General features: G+C 74.1%; 24 protein-coding genes and 2 pseudogenes. 11 read left to right on the top strand and 15 right to left on the bottom strand.

What is annotated here, in order from left to right:
• Nucleotides 1–190: 190 nt before the first annotated feature.
• The 3 genes from mug to ACQP0T_RS14345 form a co-directional block, all read right to left on the bottom strand.
• The gene (gene mug / locus ACQP0T_RS14355) at nucleotides 191–751 is read right to left on the bottom strand and encodes a G/U mismatch-specific DNA glycosylase (RefSeq protein WP_433868519.1); all 561 of its coding nucleotides are present in this window, start codon (nucleotides 749–751) and stop codon (nucleotides 191–193) included.
• Between the two features lie 213 nt (nucleotides 752–964).
• A complete protein-coding gene (locus tag ACQP0T_RS14350) occupies nucleotides 965–2,599 on the bottom strand; it encodes a phytoene desaturase family protein (protein WP_433868518.1) in 1,635 nt (544 codons plus the stop codon).
• A 167-nt stretch (nucleotides 2,600–2,766) separates the two neighbouring features.
• A complete protein-coding gene (locus ACQP0T_RS14345; RefSeq protein WP_433868517.1) occupies nucleotides 2,767–3,633 on the bottom strand; it encodes a helix-turn-helix domain-containing protein in 867 nt (288 codons plus the stop codon).
• A 132-nt stretch (nucleotides 3,634–3,765) separates the two neighbouring features.
• On the opposite strand from ACQP0T_RS14345, the pseudogene ACQP0T_RS14340 reads away from it, so the two are divergent.
• The 4 genes and pseudogenes from ACQP0T_RS14340 to ACQP0T_RS14325 all read left to right on the top strand — a co-directional run bounded on the left by ACQP0T_RS14340 (nucleotide 3,766) and on the right by ACQP0T_RS14325 (nucleotide 10,114).
• Nucleotides 3,766–5,237, top strand: a pseudogene (locus tag ACQP0T_RS14340) (aldehyde dehydrogenase family protein).
• 191 nt (nucleotides 5,238–5,428) lie between these two features.
• Nucleotides 5,429–6,676: an APC family permease gene (locus ACQP0T_RS14335; RefSeq protein WP_433868516.1), complete on the top strand. Its 1,248-nt coding sequence runs from the start codon at nucleotides 5,429–5,431 to the stop codon at nucleotides 6,674–6,676.
• 70 nt (nucleotides 6,677–6,746) lie between these two features.
• Nucleotides 6,747–7,745, top strand: coding sequence for a Gfo/Idh/MocA family protein (locus ACQP0T_RS14330; RefSeq protein WP_433868515.1), 999 nt, complete (start codon nucleotides 6,747–6,749; stop codon nucleotides 7,743–7,745).
• A 56-nt stretch (nucleotides 7,746–7,801) separates the two neighbouring features.
• Complete coding sequence (locus ACQP0T_RS14325) at nucleotides 7,802–10,114, top strand: M28 family peptidase (RefSeq protein ID WP_433868514.1); 2,313 nt, start codon at nucleotides 7,802–7,804, stop codon at nucleotides 10,112–10,114.
• 38 nt (nucleotides 10,115–10,152) lie between these two features.
• Here ACQP0T_RS14325 and ACQP0T_RS14320 read toward each other — a convergent pair whose 3' ends face one another.
• The 4 genes from ACQP0T_RS14320 to ACQP0T_RS14305 all read right to left on the bottom strand — a co-directional run bounded on the left by ACQP0T_RS14320 (nucleotide 10,153) and on the right by ACQP0T_RS14305 (nucleotide 12,350).
• A complete protein-coding gene (locus tag ACQP0T_RS14320; protein WP_433868513.1) occupies nucleotides 10,153–10,902 on the bottom strand; it encodes an SDR family NAD(P)-dependent oxidoreductase in 750 nt (249 codons plus the stop codon).
• Nucleotides 10,903–10,992: 90 nt separating this feature from the next.
• Nucleotides 10,993–11,424, bottom strand: a complete 432-nt coding sequence (locus tag ACQP0T_RS14315; RefSeq protein WP_433868512.1) for an Rrf2 family transcriptional regulator — start codon at nucleotides 11,422–11,424, stop codon at nucleotides 10,993–10,995.
• Between the two features lie 118 nt (nucleotides 11,425–11,542).
• Nucleotides 11,543–11,908, bottom strand: a complete 366-nt coding sequence (locus ACQP0T_RS14310; protein WP_345366199.1) for a DUF4180 domain-containing protein — start codon at nucleotides 11,906–11,908, stop codon at nucleotides 11,543–11,545.
• Nucleotides 11,901–12,350: a helix-turn-helix domain-containing protein gene (locus ACQP0T_RS14305; RefSeq protein WP_433868511.1), complete on the bottom strand. Its 450-nt coding sequence runs from the start codon at nucleotides 12,348–12,350 to the stop codon at nucleotides 11,901–11,903. Before ACQP0T_RS14305 ends, ACQP0T_RS14310 begins: the two co-directional genes overlap by 8 nt.
• A gap of 123 nt (nucleotides 12,351–12,473) precedes the next feature.
• Between ACQP0T_RS14305 and ACQP0T_RS14300 the strand changes: the two genes are divergently transcribed.
• Nucleotides 12,474–13,037 carry a GrpB family protein gene (locus ACQP0T_RS14300; RefSeq protein WP_433868510.1) on the top strand — a complete coding sequence of 188 codons (564 nt, stop codon included), beginning with the start codon at nucleotides 12,474–12,476 and terminating at the stop codon, nucleotides 13,035–13,037.
• A 4-nt stretch (nucleotides 13,038–13,041) separates the two neighbouring features.
• Here the strand turns inward: ACQP0T_RS14300 and ACQP0T_RS14295 are convergent, their stop codons facing one another.
• Nucleotides 13,042–13,767: a GNAT family N-acetyltransferase gene (locus ACQP0T_RS14295; protein ID WP_433868509.1), complete on the bottom strand. Its 726-nt coding sequence runs from the start codon at nucleotides 13,765–13,767 to the stop codon at nucleotides 13,042–13,044.
• Between the two features lie 62 nt (nucleotides 13,768–13,829).
• Nucleotides 13,830–14,042, bottom strand: a complete 213-nt coding sequence (locus ACQP0T_RS14290; protein ID WP_433868508.1) for a hypothetical protein — start codon at nucleotides 14,040–14,042, stop codon at nucleotides 13,830–13,832.
• A gap of 120 nt (nucleotides 14,043–14,162) precedes the next feature.
• Between ACQP0T_RS14290 and ACQP0T_RS14285 the strand changes: the two genes are divergently transcribed.
• Both ACQP0T_RS14285 and ACQP0T_RS14280 read left to right on the top strand, forming a co-directional pair.
• A complete protein-coding gene (locus ACQP0T_RS14285) occupies nucleotides 14,163–15,062 on the top strand; it encodes a zinc-binding dehydrogenase (RefSeq protein WP_433868507.1) in 900 nt (299 codons plus the stop codon).
• Between the two features lie 77 nt (nucleotides 15,063–15,139).
• A pseudogene (locus tag ACQP0T_RS14280) lies at nucleotides 15,140–15,283 on the top strand (hypothetical protein); the annotation flags it as partial.
• A 78-nt stretch (nucleotides 15,284–15,361) separates the two neighbouring features.
• Here ACQP0T_RS14280 and ACQP0T_RS14275 read toward each other — a convergent pair.
• The 3 genes from ACQP0T_RS14275 to ACQP0T_RS14265 all read right to left on the bottom strand — a co-directional run bounded on the left by ACQP0T_RS14275 (nucleotide 15,362) and on the right by ACQP0T_RS14265 (nucleotide 18,055).
• On the bottom strand, nucleotides 15,362–16,099 hold the full coding sequence (locus ACQP0T_RS14275) for a dienelactone hydrolase family protein (protein ID WP_433868506.1): 738 nt from the start codon (nucleotides 16,097–16,099) through the stop codon (nucleotides 15,362–15,364).
• 109 nt (nucleotides 16,100–16,208) lie between these two features.
• A complete protein-coding gene (locus ACQP0T_RS14270; RefSeq protein WP_433868505.1) occupies nucleotides 16,209–16,913 on the bottom strand; it encodes a response regulator transcription factor in 705 nt (234 codons plus the stop codon).
• Nucleotides 16,901–18,055: a sensor histidine kinase gene (locus ACQP0T_RS14265; protein WP_433868504.1), complete on the bottom strand. Its 1,155-nt coding sequence runs from the start codon at nucleotides 18,053–18,055 to the stop codon at nucleotides 16,901–16,903. Before ACQP0T_RS14265 ends, ACQP0T_RS14270 begins: the two co-directional genes overlap by 13 nt.
• A 190-nt stretch (nucleotides 18,056–18,245) precedes the next feature.
• Between ACQP0T_RS14265 and ACQP0T_RS14260 the strand changes: the two genes are divergently transcribed.
• Both ACQP0T_RS14260 and ACQP0T_RS14255 read left to right on the top strand, forming a co-directional pair.
• The gene (locus ACQP0T_RS14260) at nucleotides 18,246–19,772 is read left to right on the top strand and encodes an alpha/beta hydrolase (protein WP_433868503.1); all 1,527 of its coding nucleotides are present in this window, start codon (nucleotides 18,246–18,248) and stop codon (nucleotides 19,770–19,772) included.
• Between the two features lie 495 nt (nucleotides 19,773–20,267).
• Nucleotides 20,268–20,759, top strand: a complete 492-nt coding sequence (locus ACQP0T_RS14255) for a YbaK/EbsC family protein (protein ID WP_433868502.1) — start codon at nucleotides 20,268–20,270, stop codon at nucleotides 20,757–20,759.
• A gap of 40 nt (nucleotides 20,760–20,799) precedes the next feature.
• On the opposite strand, the gene ACQP0T_RS14250 is transcribed toward ACQP0T_RS14255, so the two are convergent.
• Nucleotides 20,800–21,789, bottom strand: a complete 990-nt coding sequence (locus tag ACQP0T_RS14250; RefSeq protein ID WP_433868501.1) for a phosphotransferase enzyme family protein — start codon at nucleotides 21,787–21,789, stop codon at nucleotides 20,800–20,802.
• A 115-nt stretch (nucleotides 21,790–21,904) separates the two neighbouring features.
• Between ACQP0T_RS14250 and ACQP0T_RS14245 the strand changes: the two genes are divergently transcribed.
• The gene (locus ACQP0T_RS14245; RefSeq protein WP_433868500.1) at nucleotides 21,905–23,137 is read left to right on the top strand and encodes an MFS transporter; all 1,233 of its coding nucleotides are present in this window, start codon (nucleotides 21,905–21,907) and stop codon (nucleotides 23,135–23,137) included.
• Nucleotides 23,138–23,484: 347 nt separating this feature from the next.
• On the top strand, nucleotides 23,485–24,045 hold the full coding sequence (locus ACQP0T_RS14240; protein ID WP_433868499.1) for a DUF1062 domain-containing protein: 561 nt from the start codon (nucleotides 23,485–23,487) through the stop codon (nucleotides 24,043–24,045).
• Nucleotides 24,046–24,230: 185 nt separating this feature from the next.
• On the opposite strand, the gene ACQP0T_RS14235 is transcribed toward ACQP0T_RS14240, so the two are convergent.
• The gene (locus tag ACQP0T_RS14235) at nucleotides 24,231–24,917 is read right to left on the bottom strand and encodes a DUF899 domain-containing protein (protein ID WP_433868498.1); all 687 of its coding nucleotides are present in this window, start codon (nucleotides 24,915–24,917) and stop codon (nucleotides 24,231–24,233) included.
• 59 nt (nucleotides 24,918–24,976) lie between these two features.
• Complete coding sequence (locus tag ACQP0T_RS14230) at nucleotides 24,977–25,570, bottom strand: GNAT family N-acetyltransferase (RefSeq protein ID WP_433868496.1); 594 nt, start codon at nucleotides 25,568–25,570, stop codon at nucleotides 24,977–24,979.
• Nucleotides 25,571–25,700 lie beyond the last annotated feature (130 nt).

Raw genomic sequence — 25,700 nt, 5'->3', positions numbered from 1 at the left:
CCACGGTCGCGCAAGATCGTCTTGAATGGTCATCCGTATCGACTCTGCGGGTGAACGGCCAGGGTCACCGGAACGGGGGCGCTCCGGCTGATCAGACCCTACCGGTAACGGACCGATAAAGCACACCCCTGTGTGCGCTCGCTCTCCGGGACGCGCCCGGTGCGTCCGGTTTCGCCCGGTGACCGGGTGATCACTGCTGGTCGGATTCCACCGCCCGGCGCAACCGCGCGAACTCCGCGGCGAGGCTGGCGGCGCTCCAGTGCGCGTTGAGGCCGCTGGGGTTGGGCAGCACCCACACCCGGGCGCCGGCGATGCCCCGGTCGTGCGGTCCGACCATCGCGTTGCGGACCCCGAAGGCGGTGCGGAACGCGGTCAGCCCCACCACCGCGACCCACCCCGGCCGGTACTGCCGCACCTTCTGCTCCAGCGCCGCCCCGCCGGCGGCCAGCTCTTCGTTGGACAGCTCCGCGGCGCGGGAGCTGGCCCGGGCCACCAGGTTGGTCAGCCCGAGGCCTTGGTCGAGCAGTGCGTGCTGCTCGTCGGGCCGCAACTGGCGCGGGGTGAACCCCGAGGAGTGCAGGGCGGGCCAGAACCGGTTGCCCGGGCGGGCGAAGTGGTGCCCGGTGGCGCCCGACCACAGGCCGGGGTTGATCCCGCAGAACAGCACCCGCAGCCCGGTGTCGAGCACGTCGGGGATCACCGCGCCTTCGGCCGCGGCCAGTTCCTCCGCGCTGGGTCGGGTTCCGCTCACCGTCGCCACCTCCACTGCTCGCCGGTCCGTCGCGGCAGACCGTATCTGGCGGCCCGGCGGGCCCCGACGGCCGCACCGTTCTCCACTGTGGAGCGACACTGGGTCCTGCCGGGTTCCGCCGAACCACGCGGAAATCCGCCGTGTGGCGACCACAGTGGACCCGACATGAATTGTCACGGTGACGGATCGGGTGGCCGGGTGGGCGGCACCGGGTCAGGCGTGGGCCTGCTCCCGGCAGAACCGCAGCGCATCGCGCCCGTCGTAGGAGCCGCGGGCCGGATCGGCGAACACCGCGCCGCGGCGCAGGGCGGCGAACAGGTCCCGGCGCAGCACCGCCCCGGCGGCCAGCACACCGCTGGTGGTGGCACCGAGCACGCCCGGACCGGCCCGGGTGCCCGCCCCGGCGAGGTACAGGCCGCTGATCGCGGTGGTGGCCCCCGGCCGGTGCCTGCCGAACTGGTCCGGCGCGGCCGCCAGCCCCAGCGCCGCGCCCCCGCTGGCCAGCGTGTAGCGCTGCTGGGTGAGGGGAGTGGAGGCCTCCTGCCACACGACGTGCTCGCGCAGATCGGGCACCACCTCGGTGGCCAGCCGCAGCATCTCCTCGACGACGGCGGCCTTGCGGCTGCGGTAACCGGGGTCGCGGCGGTAGCGGTCGCCGCCGCGCACGCCCCAGGACTCCGGGTGCGGAGGCGCGAAACCCATCAGCTCCAGGGTGCTGCGCCCTGGCGGTGCGTGGTGCGCGGAGTCCGGGTCCTTCACCGCAGCGGAGCTGACGAACAGCCCGCCGACCGGGTGCGCGCCGTCCACGCCCCGGTAGAACCCGGCGGGGTCGGTATCGCGGTGCAGCCAGTAGTTCGTGTTCGGCATCCGGGCGGACAGGTCGATGTCGAGTCCGAGGTAGACGGTGCAGAACGGCGGGGACATCCGGTAGCGCCCGGCGCTGCGCGCGGTGCGGTCCGGGACGCGCTCCAGCAGTTCCAGCAAGGTGCGCGGCAGGTCGGCGCCGGAGACCACCACCGGGGCGTGCAGGTGCTCACCGCCGCGCAGCGCGACACCGCGGACCCGGCCGCCGTCGAGCAGGATGCGTTCCACCCGCTGCCCGGTGCGCAGCCGCCCGCCGTGCCCGGTGAGCACGTCCACCAAGTGCGCGACCAGTTCCTGCCCGCCACCGCGCGGGAAGTAGGTGCCCGACTTCAGGAAGTGGTGCAGCAGGGCCGCGTGCAGCGCGGCGGGCGCCTGGTCCGGGGGCGCGCCGTAGTCGCCCGATTGAGCGCAGAGCACCGCGCGGGCCGCCGGGCTCAGGCCGCAGCCGTCGAGCAGCCGCGACAGCGGCCGGGCCGACCAGTAGGCGGTGCGCGGGCAGCGCACCGGGAACAGGGCCGTCTGCGCGGCGGTGGTGGGGATCGTGGTGCGCTCGGTCTCCCGCCCGATGCGGCGCAGCACCCCGACGCAGGTCCGCAGCCCCCGCTCCTCGCGGGGGAACGCCTCGACCAGCGCCTCCAGGTAGCGGTCCCACCCGCGTGGCACCCGGAACCGGCGGCCGGGCAGCAGCAGCGTGTCGAACCCGTCGGGGTCCATCGGGCGGAACTCGATGCGGCCGTCGAGCCCCACCCCGCGCAGGATCGTCGGGATCACCCCACCGGGCCCGCAGTCACCGAGGTAGTGCACGCCCACGTCGAACTGGAAACCCTTGCGGCGGAACGCCTGGGCGCACCCGCCGGCGACGGCGGCCTGCTCCAGCACCACGGTGCGCAGCCCGTGGGCGGCCAGGTAGGCCGCGGCGGTCAGGCCGCCCAAGCCCGAGCCGATGACGATGACGTCCCAGGACGCCGCTCCCCGAACCGACATCGCGTGGCCCTCCTCGACGTGTCACCCGCAGCACACCAGCCCCCGGCCCCAGCGACAATGATCTCCACCTGGTCGCGTGACCGATGTCGCGCCGCCTCGCGGTGGAGCTCATCGACGGTTCCGCCCGCGCCCACCACCCCGCCCGGACCGCACGGCGCTGAGGCCCCTCACCTCGCGCTCAAGCGCGAGGCGTCCTCCGTCGCGAGCAGGCTGGCGAGCACGCGCAACCGCTCGGCGTCCGCGGACCCGGGAACCGCGGTGTAGGCGATCAGCGCGGGGCCTGGCCTGCCCGGCAGGGGGTAGGCGTCCCAGTCGAGCGTGACGGTCCCGACCTCGGGGTGCTCGAACCGCTTGCGCCCCCGGGTCTTCTCCCGCACGTCATGCCTGGCCCACAGCTCGCGGAAGTCGGAGCTGCGCACGCTCAGTTCGCCGACCAGCTCCTGGAGCCGCGGGTGGTCCGGGTCGGCGGCCGCGGCGGCGCGCAGCATGCCGATGTACTCGACGGCGCTGGCTTCCCAATCGGGGCAGACGTAGCGGGCGTCGGGGTTCAGCACGATCGCGCGCAGCACGTTGCGCTCCGGGGCGGGGACCGCGTCCAGCCCGCCGAAGAGGCTGCCGGCCAGCGGATTCCACGTCAGCACGTCGAGATGGCTGCTGAGCACCATCGCCGGTCCGGTGATCGTGCGCAACAGCCGGTGGGTCGTTTCCGGCACCCGCTCCGGGACGCGGCGCCGAGGCCCGGCCGGATGCCGCGCGGCGTGGCCCAGCGCGCGCAGGTGCCGGAACTCCTCCTCGGTCAGGTCCAGCGCCCGGCCCAAGGCGTCGAGCACCCGGTCCGACGGCCGGACACCCCGGCCCTGTTCGATGCGCTGGTAGTAGTCCGTGCTGACGCCCGCGAGCATCGCCAGCTCCTCGCGCCGCAACCCGGCGACCTTGCGGCGGCTGCCGGACTCGAGGCCGAGATCGGCCGGGAGCACCCGGCCGCGACGGATGCGCAGGAACTCGGCGAGGCGCTGTGCCGGGGTCGTGGCCATGCCGCCATTCTCCCGCAGTCGGGCGAACCACGGTGGGACTGCGGATCCCAGGCACATCGTGACGCCCCAGCCGCCACCGGTCTCGGCGAAGCTCGCCCCGACCGGCAGTTCGCCTCTTCGAAAGGACATCCCATGTCCACCGACACCATCACCCGTCCCCGCCCCGCGCTGCTCGACGCCGGCGTGCTCGGCTTCTACGTCGATGGGCGCTGGCAGCGGCCGCGCTCAGCCGAAACCGTCGCCACCGCCGACCCGACCACCGAGCAGGTGCTCACCCGGATCGGTGTGGCCGGCCCGGACGACGTCGACGCCGCGGTGCGGGCGGCTCGCCGGGCCTTCGACGGCTGGGCGGCGCTGCCCCCGCAGCACCGGTCGAGGGCGCTGCTGCGGATCGCCGACGTGCTCGAGGCCCACCGCGACGAACTGGCCGCGCTGGACTCGCTGGACATGGGATCGCCGCTACCGCTGTCGCGCGGCATGGTCGACCACGCCGTGGAGATCTACCGGCACTACGCGGGATGGCCGACCAAGCTGACCGGGCACACCACCCCCGCCGAGCCGGGCCAGTTGCACTACACGCTGCGCCGGCCGATCGGGGTGGTCGCGGCCATCGTCGCCTGGAACGGGCCGATGCTGCAGGCCGCGTGGAAGCTGGCCCCGGCCTTGGCCGCCGGCAACACCGTGGTGCTCAAACCGTCCGAGCACAGCTCCCTGTCCGCGCTGCGGCTGGCGCAGCTCCTCGGCGGGACCGAGCTGCCGGCCGGTGTGGTCAACGTGATCACCGGGCTCGGCGGGAGCACGGGGCAGGCCCTGATCAGCCACCCCGGCGTGGACAAGGTCTCCTTCACCGGGTCCGAACCGGTGGGCAAGCACGTCCTGCGCACCTCGGCCGACACGCTCAAGCGGGTCACCCTGGAGCTGGGCGGGAAGACCCCGCTCATCGTGTTCCCGGACGCCGACCTGGACGTGGCCGCCGCCGGTGCCGCCGCCGCGTTCTGCATGGGCACCGGGCAGGGCTGCGTCGCGGGCACCCGCATCCTGGTGCACCGCGACATCCGCGAGGAGTTCGGCGGGCTGCTGCGCCGGGCGATGGCCGAGTACGTACCGGGGGACCCGTTCGACCCGGCGACCACGATGGGGCCGCTCGCCTTCCCCGCGCACTTGGACCGGGTCACCGGCTACGTCGACCTCGCCCGATCCGAGGGCGCCACGATCAGCACCGGGGGCACCGCCTGGACCGGCCGGGACTGTTCCTCGCGCCCACCCTGCTGGACGACGTGCGCAACGACATGCGGGTGGCCCAGGAGGAGATCTTCGGCCCCGTCGCGGCACTGATCGGCTTCACCGACACCGCGGAAGCCGTGCGGCTGGCCAACGACACCAGCTACGGCCTGGCCGCCTCGGTGTGGACCCGGGACCTGTCCGCCGCGCACCGGGTCAGCGCGGAGCTGCGCGCGGGCACGGTCTGGGTCAACAGCTGGGGCGCGATGGCGCCCGGCACCCTTCCGTTCGGCGGGTTCAAGCAGTCCGGCATCGGCCGCGAGCACGGCCCGGACGCGTTGCTGGCCTACACGGAGACCACCAGCGTCATGGTCGCCCTCTGACCCGCGGAACCACCCGGGAGGCGCCGCGGTCGCCTCCCGGGGCCGCCACCGGACACCGCGACGGGCTCACGTGACCGAGGTCGCTCCGCCTTCCCGCCCCGCGGTCTGGACGGGGCAACTCCGAAGGGATAAGGAAGACGCGTGCACTCGCTTCCTGCCCACGACACCCCCCGCCGAGCCGGGAGGTGCGCGTGAACGCGCCGCTGGCCCGGCGGCTGGGCACCGCCGACGCCACCGCGATCGGCCTCGGCTCGATGCTGGGCGCCGGGGTGTTCGCCGCGTTCGCCCCCGCCGCCGCGGCCGCCGGAACCGGACTCCTGCTGTCGCTGGGCATCGCCGGGCTGATCGCCTACTGCAACGCGGCGAGCTCGGCGCAGCTGGCCGCCGTGTACCCGGTGTCCGGCGGCACCTACATCTACGGCCGCGAACGACTCGGGCACTGGTGGGGATTCACCGCCGGGTGGGGGTTCGTGGTCGGCAAGACCGCGAGCTGCGCGGCGATGGCGATGACCTTCGCCGCCTACACCGCACCCGGCTACGAACGCCCCGCCGCGATCGCCGCCGTCGTGCTGCTGGTGGCGGTCAACCGGGCCGGGATCACCCGCACCGCCGCGCTGACCCGGGTGCTGCTGGCGGTGGTCCTCGTCGTGCTGCTGCTCGTGGTGGGCCTGGCGGCCACCGCCGCCGACCCGGCGCGGGCGGTGACCGGCGGCGGGTGGTTCCCGCACGGCGCCGCCGGGGTGCTGCAAGCGGCCGGACTGCTGTTCTTCGCCTTCGCCGGGTACGCCCGCATCGCCACCCTCGGCGAGGAGGTCCGCGACCCGGGCCGGACCCTGCCCCGCGCGATCCTCGCCGCCCTGGCCCTGGCGGTGGTCGTCTACGCCGCGGTGGCCGCGGCGCTGCTGCTGGTCCTCGGCCCGGAGCGGCTCGCCGAGTCCACCGCGCCGGTGGCCGAGGCGGTCACCGCCGCCGGGCACGGGCCGCTGGCGGTGCTGGCCCGCGTCGGCGCGGCCGCCGCCAGCCTCGGGGCGCTGCTCGCGCTGATCGCCGGGGTCGGCCGCACCGGGCTGGCGATGGCCCGGCACGGCGACCTGCCCGGGTCGCTGGCCGCCGTGCACCCGCGCCACCACGTCCCGCACCGCGCCGAACTCGTCGTCGGCGCGGTGGTGATCGCCCTGGTGCTGTTCACCGACCTGCGGGAGGCGATCGGCTTCTCCAGCTTCGGGGTGCTGATCTACTACGCCATCGCCAACGCCGCGGCCTTCACCCAGCCCGCCGAGCACCGCCGGTGGCCGCGCGCGGTTCCCGTCGTCGGCCTGGCCGGGTGCCTCGTGCTGGTCGTCACGCTGCCCGCGGTCTCGGTGATCGCCGGGGCCGCGGTGTTCGCCGCCGGGCTGCTCGGGCGGCTGGTCCTGCGTCGGCGCCGAAGCTCACCCTGACGCCGGTTCCCCCGCCGCGCCCCGCTGGCTACGGTGTCGACGCTGAGCGACCTCGCCGGGCAGGAGGACCATGCAGCCGCTCCGGATCGGCATCCTCGGTGCCGCCCGCATCACCGAACGCGCCGTCCTGGTCCCGGCCCGCGACGCCGGGCACCGCCTGGTCGCGGTGGCCGCGCGCGATCCGCGCCGCGCCGCCGACGTCGCGCACCGGCACGGCATCGAGCGCGTCCACGACCACTACGCCGACGTCCTGGCCGACCCCGACGTCGAGGTCGTCTACAACCCGCTGCCCAACGGGCTGCACGGGCCGTGGAACCTGGCCGCGGTGCGGGCGGGCAAGCACGTGCTCACCGAGAAGCCCTTCGCCAGCAACGCCGACGAAGCTCGCGAGGTCCGCGCCGCGGCCACCGCGGCGGGCGTGACCGTCGTGGAAGCGTTCCACTACCGGCACCACCCGCTCGCCCACCGGCTGCGCGCCCTGCTCGCCGACGGGGAGCTCGGCGAGCTGCGCACCGTCGAGGCGGAGATGAGCACGCCCGCCCCGGCCGACGACGACCCCCGCTGGTCGGCGGCGCTGGCCGGGGGCGCGCTGATGGACCTCGGCTGCTACAGCCTGCACCTGCACCGCGCGCTGGCGCCCTGGGCGGGCGGAGCACCCCGGGTGCGCACCGCGACCGCCGCGGAGTGGGCACCGGGCGTGGACCGGTGGCTGGAGGCGGAGCTGGCGTTCCCCGGTGGCGCCACCGGGCGGGCGCGCTGCGACATGGCCGCCGCGCACCGCCGGTTCACCTGCCGGATCACCGGCAGCCGCGGCAGCGCGGAGGCCGCCGACTTCGTCCTGCCGCACACCGACGACCGCCTCACCGTCACCACCGGCGCCGGCACCCGCGTCGAACACCTCGGGCGGCGCTCGTCCTACGCCTACCAGCTCGACGCCCTGGCCGCCCACCTGCGCGACGGCGCCCCGATCGCCACCGACGTCGACGACGCGGTCGACACGATGCAACTCATCGACGACTGCTACCGCGCCGCCGGACTCGGCCCGCGCCCCCGCGCCGAGCGGCCCTGAGCGACCTCGCCGCGGGCCTGTACGGCGAGCGGCCGGGTCGGGCAAGGTGGCCGATCATGAGCGCCTCGACCGACGTCCCGGCCCCCTCCCGGCGGTGGCCGGCCCTTCTCGGCCTCGCCGCGCTGGTGCTGCTCGCGGTGCTCACCGTGCTCGCGGGCCGCCCGGCCGCACCCGTGGCCGCCGACGCCCCGGCGTCGGTGTTCAGCTCCGGGCGGGCGATGGACCACATCGAGCGGCTCGCCGCCGCGCCGCGCACCCCCGGCTCCGAACACCACGCCGCGACCCGCGAGCACCTGGTCGACCTGCTCACCTCGTGGGGGTGGCGCACCGAGGTGCAGCGCGAGGTCGGCGCGGCGGTCGGTGACGGCGGCACGCAGCGGCTCGCCGCGGTGTCCAACATCGTCGCCACCCTGCCCGGCACCGACCCGACCGGCACCGTGCTGCTCGCCGCGCACTACGACTCGGTCCCGAATTCGCCGGGTGCCGCCGACGACGGCATCGGCGTGGGCACCCTGCTGGAAACCGCCCGGGCGATCGGTGCCGGCGGTGCCGCACCGCGCAACGACCTCACCATGCTCATCACCGACGCCGAGGAGGTCGGGCTGCTCGGCGCCGAGGCCTTCGTGCGCCACCACGCCGACGAGCTCGGCACCGCAGTGCTGCTCAACCACGAGGCGCGCGGCAACGCGGGCACCCCGACGACCTTCCGCACCACCTCGCCCAACGGGGCGCTGCTGGAGGTGCTGTCGCACGCCCCGGGGACGGTGGCGAACTCCGCGTTCGAGGCGGCGTTCGAGTCGCTGCCCAACGACACCGACGTCACCCGCTTCACCGAGGGCGGCCTGCACTCCTACGACACCGCCATCACCGGCGGCGGCGCCTACTACCACACCCCGCTGGACACCCCGGAACGGCTCAGCGAGTCCTCCGTGCAGCACATGGGCCGCGCCAGCCTGGCGATGACGCGGGAACTCGCCGCCGCCGACCTGGCCGCCGTGCCCGCGGCGGGCGAGGACCTGGTCATCACCCTGCCGTGGGGGCCGGTGCCCTACCCGCAGGCCGCCGAAGGGCCGCTGGCGTGGGTGCTGCTGGGGCTGGCCGCGGTCGCGGTCGGGCTGGCCCGGCGCCGCCGGGAACTGACCCTGCCGCGCACCGCGCTCGCCACCGCGGGCACCGCCGTCGCCCTGGTCGCCGCCGGGGCCGCCGCGTTCGCGGTGTGGCAGGTGGCGGTGGCGCTCGACCCGGGTCAGGCCTCGGCGTTCGCGGGCGTGCCGTACCGGCCCGAGCCGTACTCGGCGGCGCTGCTGCTGGCCGCGCTCGGCGCCGTCCTGGCCGTGCACGCGCTGCTGCGCGGGCCGCTGGGCACCGCGGCGCTGGCTGCGGGCGGCTGGGTCGTCTTCGCGGTGCTGGGCGTGGTGGCGGCCACGACGATGCCGGGGGTGTCGGCGCTGCTGGTGCCGCCCGTGCTGCCGGTGGTGGCCGGTGCCGTGGTCACCGGTCTGCTGCCCCGCGGGTGGGAACCGGCCCGGGTGGTCGTGCTGGTGCTCAGCCTGGTGCCCGCGGTGCTGCTGCTCGCCCCGGACGTGATCAACTCGTTCCACGTCGACCTGGAATTCGGCGGGGTGCTCGGCGCGCTGCTGCTGGCGGTGCTGGTGTGGTCGGCGCTGCCGCTGCTCGGCAGGCTCCGGTCCGGGCGGGCCCGCACCCCGCTGCGCGCCGCCGGCGCCCCGGTGCTGGGGATCGCGCTGGTCGCGGCGGTCACCGCCGCCGGGCTGGTCGCCAACCGCCCGGAATTCACCCCGCCCCGCCAGGAACGGGTCTTCTACTCCGTCGACGCCGACACCGGAACCGCCCACTGGGCCTCGCCGATCACCCCGCGCACCGACTGGGGGCGGTCGCTGCTGCCCGAGCCGCCCGCGGTGCTCGACGAGGCGTTCCCGTGGCTGGACGACGAACCGCTCGCGCACGGACCCGCACCGGCGGCGGACCTGCCCGCACCCGAACTCCACGTGGTCGCCGACCGCCCGCTGCCCGACGGCACCCGGGAACTCGCCCTGCGGCTGGTCTCGCCGCGCGGCGCCACCGCGCTCGGGTTGTGGATCGACGGCGACCAGGCCGCGGTGCGGGCCGCGACCGTCGCGGGCCGGGACCTGGACCTCGGTGCGGGCGGGGACTTCGGGTTCATCTTCGCCGGGGCGCCCCGGCGGGGACTGGACGTGCGGCTGGTCGTCGACCCGCACCACGAGGCCCTCACCGTCCGCGTCGCCGACCGCGGCCACGACACGCGCGCGGTCCCCGGCTTCCGCGCCCCCGACGACGTGGCGCTGGTGACCCCGGCCGTCGCGGTGACCCGGACCCGGACGCTGTGACGGAGGAGTCCGGGTCACCGCGGGAGGCGGCAGCACGGCTAGAGCTGGGTGGCGCCGCCGTCGACGAGCAGTTCCGCGCCGGTGGTGAAGGTGCTCTGATCACCGGCCAGGTAGAGGGCGGTGGCGGCGACCTCGTTGGGGCGGCCGGTGCGGCCGAGCGGGGTCGGTGGGGCAGGTTCGGCCGTGGGCCGGTCGCCGTGCGGGAAAGCGGCGCGGAGCTCGTCCCCGCCCGGGGTTGCGACAGGGCCGGGGGTGAGGGTGTTGACGCGGATGCCGCGGTCGGCCAGCTCGGCGGCCCAGGTGCGGGCGAGGCTGCGGATCGCGGCCTTGGTGGCGGCGTAGACGCCCAGGCCCGGGGTGGCCCGCAAGGCCGCGCTGGAGGAGAGCAGCAGCACCGAGGCGCCGGCCGTCAGCAGCGGCAGCGCCTTCTGGACGGTGAAGACCGTGCCCTTGAGATTGATCGAGGTGGTGCGGTCGTACTCCTCCTCGGTGATCGCGCCGAGCGGGCCGTAGTCCCCGACCCCGGCGTTGGCCACCACGACGTCCAGGCGACCGCTGCGGTCCGCGATCTCGGCGAAGAGCCGGTCGAGGTCGCCGAGGTCCGAGACATCGCCGCGGAGGGCGATGCCGCGGGCGCCGACCTGCGCGACGGCGGCGTCCAGCTCGGCCTCGCGGCGGCCGGTGAGGTGGACGGTCGCGCCCTCGGCGGCGAAACGGCGGGCGATCGCCAGGCCGATGCCGCTGGAGGCGCCGGTGACGAGGGCGCTCTTGCCGTCCAGCTGTCCCATGGGGTTCTCCAATCCTTGTCGTAACAATTTTTGTTACATCGATGACCGCAGGAGGTGATCCCCTCGTCGCGGGGGAGTCGGCGTCCGAGGTCAGGCGGCGTTCAAGACGTCCCGCAGCACGTCCTCCAGCGTGGTCCTGGCCAGCTCCCCGCGCAGGGCGGCCTCCACCTCGTCGTACACGGCGGTCATCGCCGGTCCGATGCCGCGGCCCACGACGCACTCGGGGTCCGGCGCCGCGCGGTGCAGGGCGAAGACCGGACCCGGCTCGATCGCCTGGTAGACGTCGAGCAGGGTGATCGCCGCCAGGTCCCGCACGAGCATCCAGCCTGCCCCCGCCCCCCGCTGCGAATCGGCCAGGCCCGCCTTGCGCAGCTCGGCCAGCAGGCGGCGGATCACCACCGGGTTGGTGTTGACGCTCGTGGCGATCTGCTCGGAGGTGGCGACCTCGTGGCCGCGCCGCTGGTACAGCCCGATCCACGTCAAGGCGTGCGCCGCGATGGTCAGCCTGCTGTTGGCGCTCACGCCGGAATCCCGCCTCTCACCCCTCGGTCCTGGTCGTAACATTAATTGTTACAACGACGCGCCGCAAGCCCCGCGCGAACCCCGGCGAAGCCGTGGCCCCGGGTGCGCGGGTGACCGGTCAGCCCGCGCCCAAGCGGGCGTCCAGCGCGTCGAGATCCGGGAGGAACCACACCTGCCGGGACCGGTTCGACTCCCGGACGAGGGCGCGCAGGGCGGAACTCGCCTCCAGGTGGCGGGAGATGTCGCCGAGGACCACCAGGCGCAGCCGGTAGTTGGCGAACTTCTGCAGCACCTCCCCGGCGAAGCGGTTGCCCAGCGAGAAGAAGCGCTCGTCGAGGCGGCTCGCGGGCACGGCCACCACCTCGGCGCCGAGGAACGCCGCGCCGATCAGGTCCAGCGCGTCCTGCTCGGTGGTCACCGCGGGCCCGTCCGGGTCGCACACCAGCACCGGCACCCCGGCCCGCTCCTGCAGCACGTCAGGCATTCCCGGCCTCCTCGCCCAGCAGTCCCGCGTCGGGATCGAGCACGGAATCCAGCAGGTGCAGCAGATCGGCGGTGGCGGCGGCCCCGCCCAGGACCACGAACTTCATCCGGTGGCGCTCCTCGTCGTGCACGGTCTGGACCCGCAGCGGGTGCCGCGCGTCCCCTCCGGCGGCGGCCAGCACGAGCGTGCTCAGCCGGTCGGCCGCGGCCCGGTCGACCCCGTCGACCTGCACGATGCTCGACACCTCCACCGCCGCGGGCCCGGCGGGCCGTTCCGGTGCGGCGCGGCCGGTCAGCGCGTCGAGGTCGGTGCGGGCGATCCGGTACTGCTTGCCGATCCGCACCGCGGTCAGCCGCCCGGACCGGATGTAGCCGCGCACCGTCCGCACGTGCAGGCCGAGCAGGTCGGCGACCTGCTCGACGGAGTACATTTCTTCCGTCATCGTTCCCTACCATAGCCGCTTCGAGGAACGTTGGGGAATCTTTTCGTGCGGCGGATCGATCCTCGTCCCGGCGAGCGCGCCGTGCGATACTGACCGGCTGACCTCGTGGCGAAGGAGCAGCCGATGGCACCGGACCATCCCCCGACCAGCGACGCGGACCTGCGGGAGCGCACCGTGGGAGAGGCGCCCCCGCACGAGGCCCCCATCGCCCTCGCCGAGTACGACCCACGCTGGCCCGGGCGGTTCGCCGGGGAAGCCGAGCGGATCCGCCGCGCCCTCGGCCCGGTGCGGGTGGAGCACGTCGGTTCGACCTCGGTGCCGGGGCTGTGCGCCAAACCCGTCCTGGACGTGCTGCTGGTCGTCGCGGACTCCGCCGCCGAGCGGGACTACGTCCCGGCGCTGGAGGCGGCGGGCTACGCGCTGCGGATCCGCGAACCCGACTGGTTCGAGCACCGGATGCTCACCCGCGCCGATCCCGCCGTCAACCTCCACGTGTTCAGCGCCGGCGCCGCCGAGATCGACCGGATGCTGCGCTTCCGCGACCGGCTCCGCGCCCACGACGCCGACCGGGACGCCTACGCCCGCGCCAAACGCGACCTCGCGCGGCGCACCTGGCGCCACGTGCAGCACTACGCCGAGGCGAAAACCGCGGTGGTGGAGGAAATCCTGGACCGCGCCGGCGAGTAGGGGATCACCGCAGGCGGTAGTGGTAGCCGTAGGCGTGGTCGAACCCGGCGCGCGCGTAGAGCGACCGCGCGGCCGCGTTGGACTCGGCGACCTGCAGGTACAGACCCGGGATGCCGTGCTCGGCGGCCCACCGCGCCCCGGCCCGCAGGATCGCCGCCGCCACGCCCCGCCCGCGGTGCTCGGGACGGGTGGTCATGCAGTAGATCCCGGCCCACCGGTCGTCCCCGCCCACCACCAGGCCGATGCCGAGGACCCGGTCGCCTGCGGTGACGCTGGTGCGGGCGGCGGGCAGCCGGATCGCCGCGACCACCTCCTCGGCGACCTCGCGGGCGTCGTCCTCCCCGTCGAGCTCGACGAACGCCTCCTGCCAGCGCGCGGTGGGCCCGGCCTCGACGTCGACCGCCCACCCGGGTTCGGCGCGGGCGACGGTGCCGGTGGCGGCGGTGAGCACGTGCACCGGCACCTCCCGGCGGTAGCCGCGGGCCTCCAGGTGCGCATCCAGCGCGCGGTGCCGCGCGGCCGGGCTGACCTGCACGGCGGTGGGCAGGCCGCGCTCCCGGTAGAACTCCTCGACCTCGGCCAGCGGGGCGGGCCCGTCACCGGGCAGGGCGGCGTTGCCGGAGCGCAGCCGCCGCACCCCCGGTGTGTGCCGCACCCACCAGCCGCCGACCCGCCGGGTGACCGGGGCGGGCCAGGCGTGGAACGCGTGCCGTTCGATCCGCTCGTCCATCGCGCTCACCTCGCACCGTGCCGCCCGCGGCGGGCGGCGTCGCGCATCCTACGGCGCGGGGGTCAGCGCAGGACGGGCAGCGGCGAGCGGCTGCTGCGCCCGGTGGCGGCCTCGATCAGCCCCACCGGTTCGGCGACCTCGGCGAGCAGGTGGGCCGTCTCGCGCAGTGCCGCCGGTGCGACCTCCGGGGCGCGTCCCAGCGCGTCGAGCACGTCGAGGAGGTGCACCACCGACTCCATCAGCACGATCCGGATCGCCTCGGACCACGGTGCCACCGCACCGGAGCCCGGCCAGGGACCAGCGCCGTGGCCGGGCGTTGCCGCAGCGCGGTGACGGCGCGGGCCCCGAGGTCGGCGTAGTGGGCGACCAGCTCGGCCCGGTCCAGGGTGGAGGCGGTGTCCCCGGCGGACGGCCCCGCCCGGATGGGCCACGAGTTCATCGGCATCGTCGAGGACACCGGCTCCGAGGTGACCACCGTCAAGGCGGGCGACCTCGTCGTCGCCCCCTTCGCCCTCTCCGACAACACCTGCGAGTTCTGCCGCGAGGGCCTGCACACCTCCTGCGAGCACGGCACCTTCTGGGACGGCGGTGTGCCGGAGGAGGGCGGCCAAGCCGAAGCGGCCCGCGTCCCGCTCGCCGACGGCAGCCTCGTCAAGCTCCCCGTCGCGCCGGACTCGGCGCTCATGCCGTCGTTGCTGACGCTCTCGGACGTGTTCGGCACCGGCTACCACGCCGCCGTGGCGGGCGGGGTCAACGCGCGCACCCGCGTCACCGTGATCGGTGACGGCGCCGTCGGCCTGCTGGCGGTGCTGGCGGCCAAGCGCCTCGGCGCCGAGCAGATCATCCTCATGGGCCACCACCCGGCGCGCACCGACCTCGGCCGGCAGTTCGGCGCCACCGACGTCGTGGCCGCCCGCGGCGAGGAAGGCATCGCCGCGGTCCGCGAGCTCACCGGCGGGCACGGCACCCACGCGGTCCTGGAGGCCGTCGGCCACCTGCCCGCCTACGAACAGGCCCTCGGGGTCGTCCGCCCCGGCGGCGTCATCAGCCGCGTCGGCGTCCCGCAGTACGAGGACGCACCGATCGGCTTCGGCAGCCTGTTCCGCCACAACATCCGCCTCGCCGGCGGCCCGGCTCCGGTCCGCGCCTACATCGAGGAACTCATGCCCGACATCCTCGACGGCAGCATCGAACCGGGTAAGGTCTTCGACGCCACCACCGACCTCGACGGCGTCCCCGCCGGCTACCAGGACATGGCCGACCGCACCAGCCTCAAGGTCCTCATCAAGCCCTGACCCCAGGGGGCACCACGGCGGGGGAGGTCTTCGACCTCTCGCAGAGCCGTGACGGGCAGGCCGCGACCGGCGATGCGGTGCGGGAATCCCGCCACGAGCTGGCCCGGGATGGAGGACCAGCTCGGTGCACTCGGCTGGTCCGCAACGCCATCGTGCTGTGGACCACGAAGAACACCGACGCCGCCGTCGCCCAGCTTCACGTCGAAGGCCACGAGGTCCGAGACGAGGACATCGCCCGCCTGTCGCCGCTCGAGCACCGCAACCTGAACCTGCTCGGCCGCGGCGGGCAGGAGTGGGTGTCAGGAGTCGATCGGATCCGTGACGGGCAGGCACTCGGCGAGCAGGGCGACGATGTCGCGCCAGGCTCGCCGTGCGTGCCGTGGGTGGTAGCCGACGCCGGGAGGCGCGGTGTGGTCGACCGGTGGGTGGTGGAAGGCGTGGAGGGCTCCTCCGTAGACCACGAGGCGCCAGTCGACGCCCGCGGCCTGCATCTCCGCGGTGAACGCCTCCCGTTGCGCGGGCGGCATGATCGGGTCTTCCGACCCGACCCCGGCCCACACCGGGCAGCGGATGCGTGCCGCCTCGCCCGGTCGGCCCGTGGTCAGTGCGTTGACCGTCCCGATCGCGCGCAGGTCGACGCCATCGCGACCGAGTTCCAGTGCGACTGCGCCCCCGGTGCCGTAGCCGACGGCGGCGGTCCGGTCGGGGTCTGCCCGTGATTCGGCACGCAGCACACCGAGCGCGGCGTGACCGATTCCGCGCATGCGGTCGGGATCGGCGAGCAGCGGCATGCAACGGGCCAACATGTCCTCCGGGTCTTCCAAGTAGCGTCCGCCGTGGAGGTCGAAGGCCAGCGCCACGTACCCCAGCTCGGCCAGGGCCTCGGCCCGCCGGCGCTCGACATCGCTGAGTCCCATCCCCTCGGGTCCGATCAGGACTGCGGGCCGGCGCTCGGCACCGGCCGGGAGCGCGAGGTACCCGATCATCGTCAGGTCGTCGGCCGGGTATTCGACCGCACGGGTGGTGACCGCCGTCATGCGACTGGACGGTAATGACCGTTGGGCCCGCCCGGGGTGGTGTTCACCGATGGCAAACAGCGGTCTGCCCACTGCCAGCCGCTCGACGGCGGCCAGGGGCCGGGTCGGCTCAGGCTTGGGGGTCGAGGTCGGCGTCGTGGACGAGTAGGGCGATTTGGACGCGGTTGTCGAGATCCAGCTTGGTGAGGATGGCCGAGACGTGGGTCTTGATGGTGGCCAGGCCCAGGTGGTGGCGGGCGGCGATTTCGGCGTTGGAGCGCCCGGCGCCGACGTCGATGGCCACGGTGCGTTCGCGCGGGGCGAGGGTGTCCAGGCGTCGGCGTGCTGCTTCGGCGCGGGCGTCACGTCCGGGTTCCGCGCCCGCGACGCGGTCGATGAGGCGGCGCGTGACCTCGGGCGAGAGCACCGGTTTGCCTTGCGCGGCCTGACGGATGGCGACGACGAGTTCCTCGGGCGGGGTGTCCTTGAGCAGGAAACCAGCCGCGCCCGCGCGTAGGGCGCGCAGGACGTGGGCGTCGGAGTCGAAGGTGGTGAGCACGACGATCTGGGGGGTGTCGTCGCGGGCGCGGAGGGTCTCGGTGGCGGTGATGCCGTCGGTTCCGAGCATGCGGATGTCCATCAGGACCACGTCGGGTGCGTGGCGGGTAGCCAGCTCGATCACCTCGGAGCCGTCGCACGCCTCGGCGACCACCCGCACGTCGGCGGCGCCGCGCAGCATCATGGTCAGCCCGAAGCGCGCGACCGGATCGTCGTCGGCGATCAGCACCGCGATGGCCGGGGCGTCGCCCGGTGCTTCCTCGGTCACGTCTGCCACGGTAGCCGGACCGCCAGCCGCCAGCCGCCAGCGCGGGTCGGGCCGTGCCGGAGGTCGCCGCCGACGAGCGTGACCCGTTCGGCCAGGCCGCGCAGCCCCACCCCGGAGCCAGCCGGTGCCGCCGCGGGGCGCACGGGTGGCGCTTCGTTGACGACCTCCGCGCTCAGGTGCGCGCCGGGTTCGGCCGTGATCGTGACGGCGACCGGCGCGGCGGGAGCGTGCTTGCGCGCGTTGGTCAGTGCCTCCTGCACGAACCGGTACAGGGTGCGACCCAAGGCCGTCGGGACCGCGTGGGCACCGGTGCACACGCCCGGCTCGTCGCGCAGCCGTACGTCGGTGCCGGTGCGGGCGGTTTCCTCGACGAGTTCGGCGATGTCCGTGACGCCGGGAAGCGGCACGTCACCGTCCGGGGCGCGCAGCACCGAGATGACCTCGCGCAGGTCCTTGAGCGCGCGGTGGGCGCTTTCCCGGATCAACTCCGCGGCCCGTTGGGTCTCCTCGGCCGTGGCGGCGCGGTGGTAGGCCAGTGCGCCCGCGTTGATGGTGAGCAGGGACAGCCGGTGACCGAGCGCGTCGTGCATCTCCCGGGCCAGCGCCTCGCGGGCCTCGAGCCTGGCGTGCTCGGTGCGCAGCTGGGCCTCGACCTCGGCGGCGACGGCCCGTTCCCGCAGCGACGCGATGAGCTGGTGGCGGCCGCGCCGCAGCAGACCCCACGCGACGACCACGACGTGCACGAGAAGGAGCCACGAGACGAACACCCACATCGACACCATGGGCATCGGCCGCAACGTCAGGTAGACGGTGTGGGTGAGCACGCTGCTCACGGCGAGCAGCACGACGGTCCACGTCGAGCGGTGGACGGCCATGGTGAACAACATGATCAGCGCCGCGGGTGAGGCGGTCTCCGAGAAGGTGGTCAGTGCCACCAGGATGGCGGCCAGCACCGTCGGGTAGCGGCGTCGCCACCAGAGCGCGAGACAGCCGAGCGCCCCGACGGCGGCGTCGGCGGTCATGATCCAGCCGGGTGCCGGCGCGATCTCCCGCCGGAGGACCGCCACCGCGAGCCCGGCCAGGACCGCGAGCACGAACAGCCCACCGTCGGCGGCCCGGTCCCGGCGCCGGCTGTGCGCTGCGTCGTTCACGGTGCCGAGTCTAGACAGGTGACCGCCCCCGCCGGCTCCCACCGAAGACGGAGGCGCGGTTCCGACTTCGGTCAGGCGTTCCGAGTCCTGCGGTGGATCCGCGTGAGCGACCGGCGGTCCTAGCGTCGATGCGGCAAGTCACCCCTACCAAGGAGTTCCTGTGTTCGGTACGCGCTCGAAACTGCTCGTCATGGGAGCCGCGTCGCTGGCTCTCGCGAGCGCCTGCGCCACACCGCCCCCGCCCGAGGCACCGCCACCGGACCTGACCGAATTCCACGACCAGCAGGTCGCGTTCGAACCGTGCGGCCCCTTCGCGACGACGCCCACCGACGAGAAGCTGTTCGCCAACGAGCGCCTCGACTGCGCGCGGGTGCAGGTTCCCTTGGACTACGACAACCCGGACGGGGCTCGCGGTGAGATCGCCCTGCTGAGGATCCCGGCCAGTGGCGAGAAGATCGGGTCGCTCTTCGTCAACCCGGGCGGTCCCGGCGGTTCGGGGATGAACTTCGTCGCCACCATGGCCTCGTCGAATCCACTGTGGACCACGGGAGTGCTCGGGCGGCGGTTCGACATCATCGGGTTCGACCCCCGCGGTGTTGGCGCCTCGTCGCCCCGGTTGGACTGCTTCACCGATGCCGACGCTGATGATCGTGCCGCGGGCTTCGACAACGCGCTGGACCAACACGGCGCCGCCAGCGAGGAGCACGCCCGGGAGATCATGCGGCGGTGCGCGGAGAGCGCGGGGGGAGCGGACGCGCTCACCAGCGTCGGCACCCGGGAGACCGCGCGGGACATGGACGTGCTGCGGGAGGTCCTGGGCGACGAGAAGCTGACCTTCCTCGGCTACAGCTACGGGACCGAGCTGGGCGGGGTCTACGCGCAGACGTTCCCGGAGAAGGTGCGCGCGCTGGTCCTCGACGGTGCGGTCGACCCCGGCAAGAACCCGGTCGAGCTGACCATCGCGCAAGCCGCGGCAAGCCAGGAGGGCTTCGACCGGTTGGCCGAGGAATGCGCGGAGACTCCGGACTGTCCACTGGGGACCGACCCGGCTCGCGCGACCGAGAGGTTCCAGGCGTTGACGCGGCCACTGGTCGACCAGCCCGCGCCGACCACCGACGGCCGCGGCCTTGGCTACAACGACGCTATCACCGCTGCGGCGACCGGGATGCGCGCCGAGCGTCTGCTTCCCCAACTCATCGACGGGCTCACCGAACTGGCCGAGGGTCGGGGTGACATCCTGCTCGCGCTGCGCGACCAGATGACCGGCCGCGGACCGGACGGCCGCTACAACGGTTTGATGGAGAGCTTCCTCGCGATCCGGTGCATGGACTGGCCCCGCCGCACACCGGCCGAGCAGACCGAGATGAACCGCCGGATCCGCGAAGCGGCGCCGTTCATGGACGACGGCAGGCCGGTGGAGCGGAGCCACTACGCGTGCGAGGCATGGCCGAAACCGCCTTCCAGGACCGGCCCCTGGCTCGCCGACGACGTCGCCGGGCTGCCACCGACGCTGACCGTGTCGACCACCGGGGACGTGGCCACCCCATACCAAGCCGGCCTCGACCTGGCCGAGGCACTCGGCGGCAGCCTGCTGACCGTGGAGGGTGAGCAGCACGGTGTCGCACTGGTCGGTGACAACGCGTGCATCAACGACAACGTCCTCGCATACCTGGTCGATCTGAAGACACCGCCCGAAGGTGCCCGCTGCGTCCTGTGACCCACTCGCCCGGGCTCAACCGCCAACAGGGTGCGTAGCGCGTGGCCCGGCTGTACGCCCTCCTGCCCGGCTGGGTTCGTCAGCCGCTGACGCAGTCGGGCCACGTCCCTCCCACTCGACGTGCATCAGGTACCTGAGCTGGCCTTCTGTGCGGCAACGGCTCTGGACGCCGGGACCGGGCCTCTTCCGAGCTGCGCGCGCTCATCGGCATGAGAGTGCGTCCGCCAGCGATCCAATAGTTCGGCCTGGCATAGTCCAGTGAAGTCTCACACCCTGACCATGATCGTTCTCAGCGCCCACCGCTGTCCCGATGTTCCCCGAAGCCGGAGAGGATGGGCGGCTTGCCCGACGTCACGGCCGATGACCCCGCGCGGCGGGGAGCCGACCGGTCACGGCCCGCCGTATCGTGGCCGCCGTCCGCGACCGCGGACCGCGGTGCATCGGCGCCCCGCAGCACCGCCGCTCCGGCAGCACGATCCCTGGAAGGACCTCCCGGTGAGCACCCACGAGATCGACCAGCTCCCTCCCACGAGCCGCACAGTCGCCGCCGCGCTCCGCCAGGCGGGCATCACCTCGACGGTGCGGCACCTGCCCGACTCCACCCGCACCGCCGCCGACGCGGCCCGCGCGCTCGGCTGCCCGATCGCCGCGATCGCCAACAGCCTGGTGTTCCGCTGCGACGAGGCCCCGCTGCTGGTGATGACCAGCGGTGCCCACCGCGTCGACCCGGCGGCGCTGGCCGCCCGCCTCGGCAGCGGCCCCATCACCCGGGCCACGCCCGACCAGGTGCGCGCGGCCACCGGGCAGGCCATCGGTGGGGTGGCACCCGTGGGGCACCCGGCGCCGATCACCACCGTGGTCGACGAGAGCCTCGCCGAGCACACCGTGATCTGGGCGGCCGCGGGAACCCCGAACACGGTCTTCTCCACCACCTACGACGAGCTGCGGGTCATCACCCGCGGCCAGCCGATGCGCGTGACGACCTGACCCGGCGGTGGGGTACGAGCCCCGCCACCCCGCGCGGGCATCAGGGGGTGAGGGCCTGGGCCAGGAGTCCGGTCGGGGAGAGGGCTCCGGTGACGTGGCCGAGGCCGGTGCGCCGGTCCTCGGTCGTGCTGCGGGGGTCCAGGACGACGCCGGCGAGTTCGGCGAGGTCCTCCAGCACGCGGGCGCCGCGGTAGTAGGCGAGCAGGTCGCCGTCGACGTCGTGCGGGCCGTAGCCGTCGAGGAACCACGCCTGCTGCTGCGGTGTGGCGGGCAGGTCGGCGAGGACGCCGCCACCGAGGACGAACATCAGGTCCCGCTCGCGGGGTGCGAGGGTGGCGTCGTCGAAATCGATCAGCGCCACGGCGCCGTCGGCGGTGCGGACGAGGTTGCCCCGGTGCGGGTCGGCGTGGCACGGGACGAATTCCGGGAGCGCGGCCCGGGTCCGCAGCGCCCGCCCCAGTCGGGTGGTGCGCTCGCGCACCGCGCGCAGGTCCTCGCGGCGGTCCCGCCATGCCACGGTCAGGTCCCGGGTCAGGTCGTCGGCGGGTCCGGGCACGTCGAGCGCGGCATCGACGCGGTCGAACAGGTCCACCCACCGGCTCGGGTCGAACTCCTCGCGCGGCACCCACCGGCGCAGTTCCGCGGTGCGGGGAAGGTCGTGCAGGGCGGCGAGGAGGTCTCCCAGCGCGTGCCACTCCGCGCGCCCGAGGTCCGCGTCGAGCGCGCTGGTGCCGGGGACCCACTGCACCACCGACAGACGTCCTCCTGCGGTGTCGACCCACAGCGCACCGGTGCGCGAGGGGAGTGGTCGGGGCGCGCTGCCGGGTCGGGCGGTGTCCAGCGCGGCGGGCAGGACGAGACCGGCGGGTGACCCGCCGCCGGTCCACTTGACCGCGAACCGGCCGCCGTCCCGGTCGGTTGCCCGCCACAAGCTCGCCGCGAGGTCGGCCCCGGTGCCGACCGGGACGAGATCGTGCACCTGGAGGTCGTAGTGCTCGGCGAGCACGGCGATCAGGTCCGCCCGGCTCACATCGGGCTCCCTTCGGTCGTCGCTTCCCGGTGGTCGCTGAAGCCGGATATTAGGAGGCGAAGCACGGTCGGTGCCTGCTATTTTTCCCGCCCGGTGTCGCTGGGAGGGAGTACGAGTGGCCGCGGCCGTCCTGGGGTGGAGGTTCTGGCGGTTCTGGAGCGCCTCGTTGACCTCGAACCTCTCCGACGGGGTCGCGCTGATCGCCCTGCCGTGGATCGCGACCACGGTGACCGACGAGGCGTTCCTGGTCGGCGCCGTCGCCGCGGCGGGGCGGTTGCCGTGGCTGGTCGCCGCGATCCCCGCCGGGGCTGTGATCGACCGCCTCCCGCGGTTCGCGACGATGGCCGCGGCGGCGACCGTCCGGGCGTTGCTGTGGGCGGGGCTGGGCCTGGCTGCGGTCACCGGCCGGTTGTCCCTCGAAGCGCTGCTGGTCGTCGCGTTCGCGCTCGGTCTGGCCGAGGTGTTCTACGACACCGCCGCGGTAACGGCGATCCCCCGGCTCGTCGCCCGCGGGCACCTGGAGGCGGCCAACGGCCAGTTCCGCACGGCGGAGATCACCGCGCAGGAGTTCCTGGGGCGCCCCGCCGGTGGTTTCGTCCTGACCGCGGGCGCCGCGCCCGCGCTGTTCCTCAACGCCGGGATCTGCGCGCTGGTCCCGGCGTTGCTCCTCCGCCTGTGCCGGGACGAGCACCGGGAACCGCGCCTCGCGGACGACCGGGACTCGGGGTGGCGCCGGTTCGGCGCCGGTATCACGACGATCCGGGCCTCGCCGCTGCTGCGGCGCCTGGTCGGCGTGACGATGCTGTTCAACCTCGCCTACGCGACCGTCCTGGCCACCCAGGTCCTGTTCGCCCGAACGACTCTGGGGTTGGGCTCCGCGCAGTTCGGCCTGCTCATGCTCACCGCGGCCGCCGGCGGGATCCTCGGCGGCCAGTTCGGCGGGCGGGTCGCCGCGCGCCTGCCTGCGGGCTGGCTGCCCATGACCGGCCTCGCCGGCACCGGGATCTGCCACCTCGTGATGGCCGCCGCACCCGTGGTGCCGGTGGTCGCGGTCATGCTGTTCGTCTCCCACGCGTGCGTGCTGCTCTGCACCGTGTCGGTGTCCTCGCTGCGCCAGCGGGTCACCCCGGCTGCGCTGCTCGGCCGGGTCAACGCGGCCGCGGGCACGGCGTCGTGGGGTGTCGCGACGGTGGGGATGGTCGCGGGAGGTGGCCTGGTGAGCCTCGCGGAGCGCTGGCTGACCGACAGCGACGCGCTCCGGGTTCCCCACGCCCTCACCGCGGCCGTCCTCCTCGTCCTGGTGTGCACCGTCGGCCGCAGCACCACCCGCCTGAGCGCGCAGGTGTGAGCGCCGGACGCCCTCGGGGGCCTCGGCGTGCTGCGGGCCGCCCGGGCAGCGGGTGACCGATCAGCGTCGCGGGCCGTCGCGCACGTCGGCCGCTGCAGCGCCGGCGAAGTGCCGACCGGAAAACCGCTTGGGTTTCCCCGCGCGTTGCCGTAGGTTTCGTGCGGCCCCATCGCAGTGAGGACAGAGGACAAGATCACGTGACCCCGCCTGCTCTGTAGACCTGACACCTTTTCCCGCTCGCCGTCGAGCCGACCGTCCCGTCGGCTCCGCCGGGCTGCCCGTCGGCGCCCGGTCATGCGGCGTTCGAGGCCGCGTGCGAGCGGCCTCGTGTCAGATCTGGAGAGCTCATGTCTTCACCACCTCATGCCGTGCTGCCTTGGGTCGTTCGTCGGACCCGGCTGCCCCTGCTGTCGTTGCGATGCGTGGACTGCCGGTCGGGGTCGGCCACCACCGGCCCGGGCAGGTTCCGCGTCAACGCCAACGGCAAGCTGCTGGACGTGTGGTTGCTGGTCCGCTGCACATCCTGCGACCGGACGAGCAAGCTCACCGTGCACGAGCGAGTGCCGGTCCGATCCGTCGATCCGGTCGAGCTCCACGGCTACCGCGTCAACGATCCGGAGCTGGTGGCGTCCAAGCTGCTGGATCCGCGGCTCGCCCGCCGCAACCGCTTCGCCCTGGACTGGACGGGGGCCTGGCGGTTGGACACCCGGTCGGCATGGCCGGGAAGGGTGTGGCCGGTCCGGGTGGAGGTCGTCTTCGCGGACCCGGTACCGGTGCGCCCGGAACGGCTCCTCGCGGAGGGGCTCGGCCTCAGCAGGAAGGAGGTACTGCGCCGTACCCAGGCCGACGTTCCGCTGCGCCGCCCGACGAGCGCCGGATTCACCTCGACCGTGGTGGCCGGGGACTAGGGGGCTGAGCAGCACCGACGTCGGATCGTGCGCCTGCTCATCCCGCGCACGATCCGACGCGGTCGTTCCCCGCCCCGGGGCCGGGTGCCGCGGTGCCGCTCGACCGGCACGCGGCCGGCGCGAGCGGGTGGACGGCAGCGTCCGGCTCCGGCGGCGAAGGCACCGCGCCACCCGGCCCCGGCCCGCTATGCGGGGTACTCGTCGCGTTTGCGGGGCCAGCCGGAGAAGTCCTCGCCGCGACCGCGGGGTGCGCGGTCGAGCAGCTGCCAGGTCGCGTTCAGCGCCTCGGTGCCGCGATCGTAGGTCGAGTAGGTGTGGTACACGATCCCGTCCTCCAGCGCGAAGCAGCTCAGCGCCATCAGCTCCATCACCTCGAGCATGCTGCCGCTGCCCGACCCGTAGTCCCGGTGGGGCGTCGGGACGTGCATGTAGGAGAAGAAGTCGGCGTCGAAGTCGCTGCGGCCGGAGGACACCCACTCGACGTCCCAGCCCATCCGCTGCTTGTACGCGGTGAGCACCGGCAGCGGCGAGCGCGAGGAGAGCAGGAACGTCACGTCCCGGCGCGCCAGGTGCGGCACCGCGCCGATCAGGTTGTCCGTTTCGAAGGTGCAGCCCGGGCAGCCCTCCGGGGTGTTCGGGCCGTGCATGAAGTGCCGCACGATCAGCTGCGAGCGTCCGTCGAACAGCTCGGCGAGCGTGCGCGGACCGGAGGTGGTGTCGAACCGGTACTGCTCGTCGACCCGCACCCACGGCAGCTCCTGGCGCTGCCGGGCCAGTTCGGTGGCCCGGCGGGTCAGCTCCTTCTCCTCGGCCAGCTGCTTTTCGTAGGCGGCTCGCCACTGTTCGCGCGTCCCGACCGCGTGCGTCGTCATCCTGTCCTCCCGGTGGTGCGGATGGGTCCACCCGTGCAGACATCCGGTGACGCCGGAACTCATCGGCCGGGCTCGGCCTCGCGGGGCGGCCGCCCCGCGAGCCAGCGGTCCTGGGTGATCGCGTACTCGATTTCGCCCCGTTCGGTGCCGGGTATCGGATCCTGCCACCGCCGGTGGAAGGTGCGGACGTGGTCCATGCCGATGGAGGCCATCGTGGCGCGGGAAGCGGCGTTGACGGCCATCGTCTCGGCGAACACCCGCACCAGCCCGAGGTCCTCGAACCCGTGCCGGAGGAGTTCGCGGCCGCCTTCGCTCGCGAGGCCCCGGCGCCAGTAGCGCCGCAGCAACCGGTATCCGAGTTCGGCCTGCCCTGCCACCGGCCCCTGGTCCTCGCGTTCCGGCGGTTCGAGAATCCACCAGCCGACGAAGCACCTGCCGACGAATCCGGCCCAGAAGCCCAGGCCGGGCACGCGCGCAGCCACCGCGATCCGACGCCGGTGGGCCTGCTCGACCTCCTCGCGGGTGCGCGCGGCGCCGTCGCCGAGGTAGCGCATCACTTCCGGGTCGGAGTCCAGCTCGACCTCGTGCTCGAGGTGTTCGTCCGACAGCGGGACGAGCGTGATCCGGGCGGAACGCAGGATCGACTGGGGCACGAGCCGATCCTCGCTGTCGCCGGCGGGGCCGTCCAACGGATCTCCCGGCCGGTGCCCGGACTTTTCGGTCTCGGCGACCCGCTCCCGTGGTCTCCGGCGCGGCGCGGTCCGTTCACCGGCCAGGGCCGGG

The organism is Saccharopolyspora sp. CA-218241 (assembly GCF_050954615.1).
GTDB lineage: Bacteria > Actinomycetota > Actinomycetes > Mycobacteriales > Pseudonocardiaceae > Saccharopolyspora > Saccharopolyspora cebuensis.
The sequence above is the reverse complement of the archived record's forward strand: the minus strand, read 5'-3'. Positions and strand labels throughout refer to the sequence as shown.

What these genes read in the sequence shown, in the direction of transcription:
- ACQP0T_RS14310 (WP_345366199.1), bottom strand. Translation starts at nt 11,908, where the DNA reads ATGCCTGACGTGCTGCAGGAGCGGGCCGGGGTGCCGGTGCTGGTGTGC.
- ACQP0T_RS14260 (WP_433868503.1), top strand. Translation starts at nt 18,246, where the DNA reads ATGGGAGCCGCGTCGCTGGCTCTCGCGAGCGCCTGCGCCACACCGCCC.
- ACQP0T_RS14320 (WP_433868513.1), bottom strand. Translation starts at nt 10,902, where the DNA reads ATGGGACAGCTGGACGGCAAGAGCGCCCTCGTCACCGGCGCCTCCAGC.
- ACQP0T_RS14325 (WP_433868514.1), top strand. Translation starts at nt 7,802, where the DNA reads ATGAGCGCCTCGACCGACGTCCCGGCCCCCTCCCGGCGGTGGCCGGCC.
- ACQP0T_RS14300 (WP_433868510.1), top strand. Translation starts at nt 12,474, where the DNA reads ATGGCACCGGACCATCCCCCGACCAGCGACGCGGACCTGCGGGAGCGC.
- ACQP0T_RS14305 (WP_433868511.1), bottom strand. Translation starts at nt 12,350, where the DNA reads ATGACGGAAGAAATGTACTCCGTCGAGCAGGTCGCCGACCTGCTCGGC.
- ACQP0T_RS14275 (WP_433868506.1), bottom strand. Translation starts at nt 16,099, where the DNA reads ATGACGGCGGTCACCACCCGTGCGGTCGAATACCCGGCCGACGACCTG.
- ACQP0T_RS14350 (WP_433868518.1), bottom strand. Translation starts at nt 2,599, where the DNA reads ATGTCGGTTCGGGGAGCGGCGTCCTGGGACGTCATCGTCATCGGCTCG.
- ACQP0T_RS14240 (WP_433868499.1), top strand. Translation starts at nt 23,485, where the DNA reads ATGTCTTCACCACCTCATGCCGTGCTGCCTTGGGTCGTTCGTCGGACC.
- ACQP0T_RS14295 (WP_433868509.1), bottom strand. Translation starts at nt 13,767, where the DNA reads ATGGACGAGCGGATCGAACGGCACGCGTTCCACGCCTGGCCCGCCCCG.
- ACQP0T_RS14235 (WP_433868498.1), bottom strand. Translation starts at nt 24,917, where the DNA reads ATGACGACGCACGCGGTCGGGACGCGCGAACAGTGGCGAGCCGCCTAC.
- ACQP0T_RS14345 (WP_433868517.1), bottom strand. Translation starts at nt 3,633, where the DNA reads ATGGCCACGACCCCGGCACAGCGCCTCGCCGAGTTCCTGCGCATCCGT.
- ACQP0T_RS14330 (WP_433868515.1), top strand. Translation starts at nt 6,747, where the DNA reads ATGCAGCCGCTCCGGATCGGCATCCTCGGTGCCGCCCGCATCACCGAA.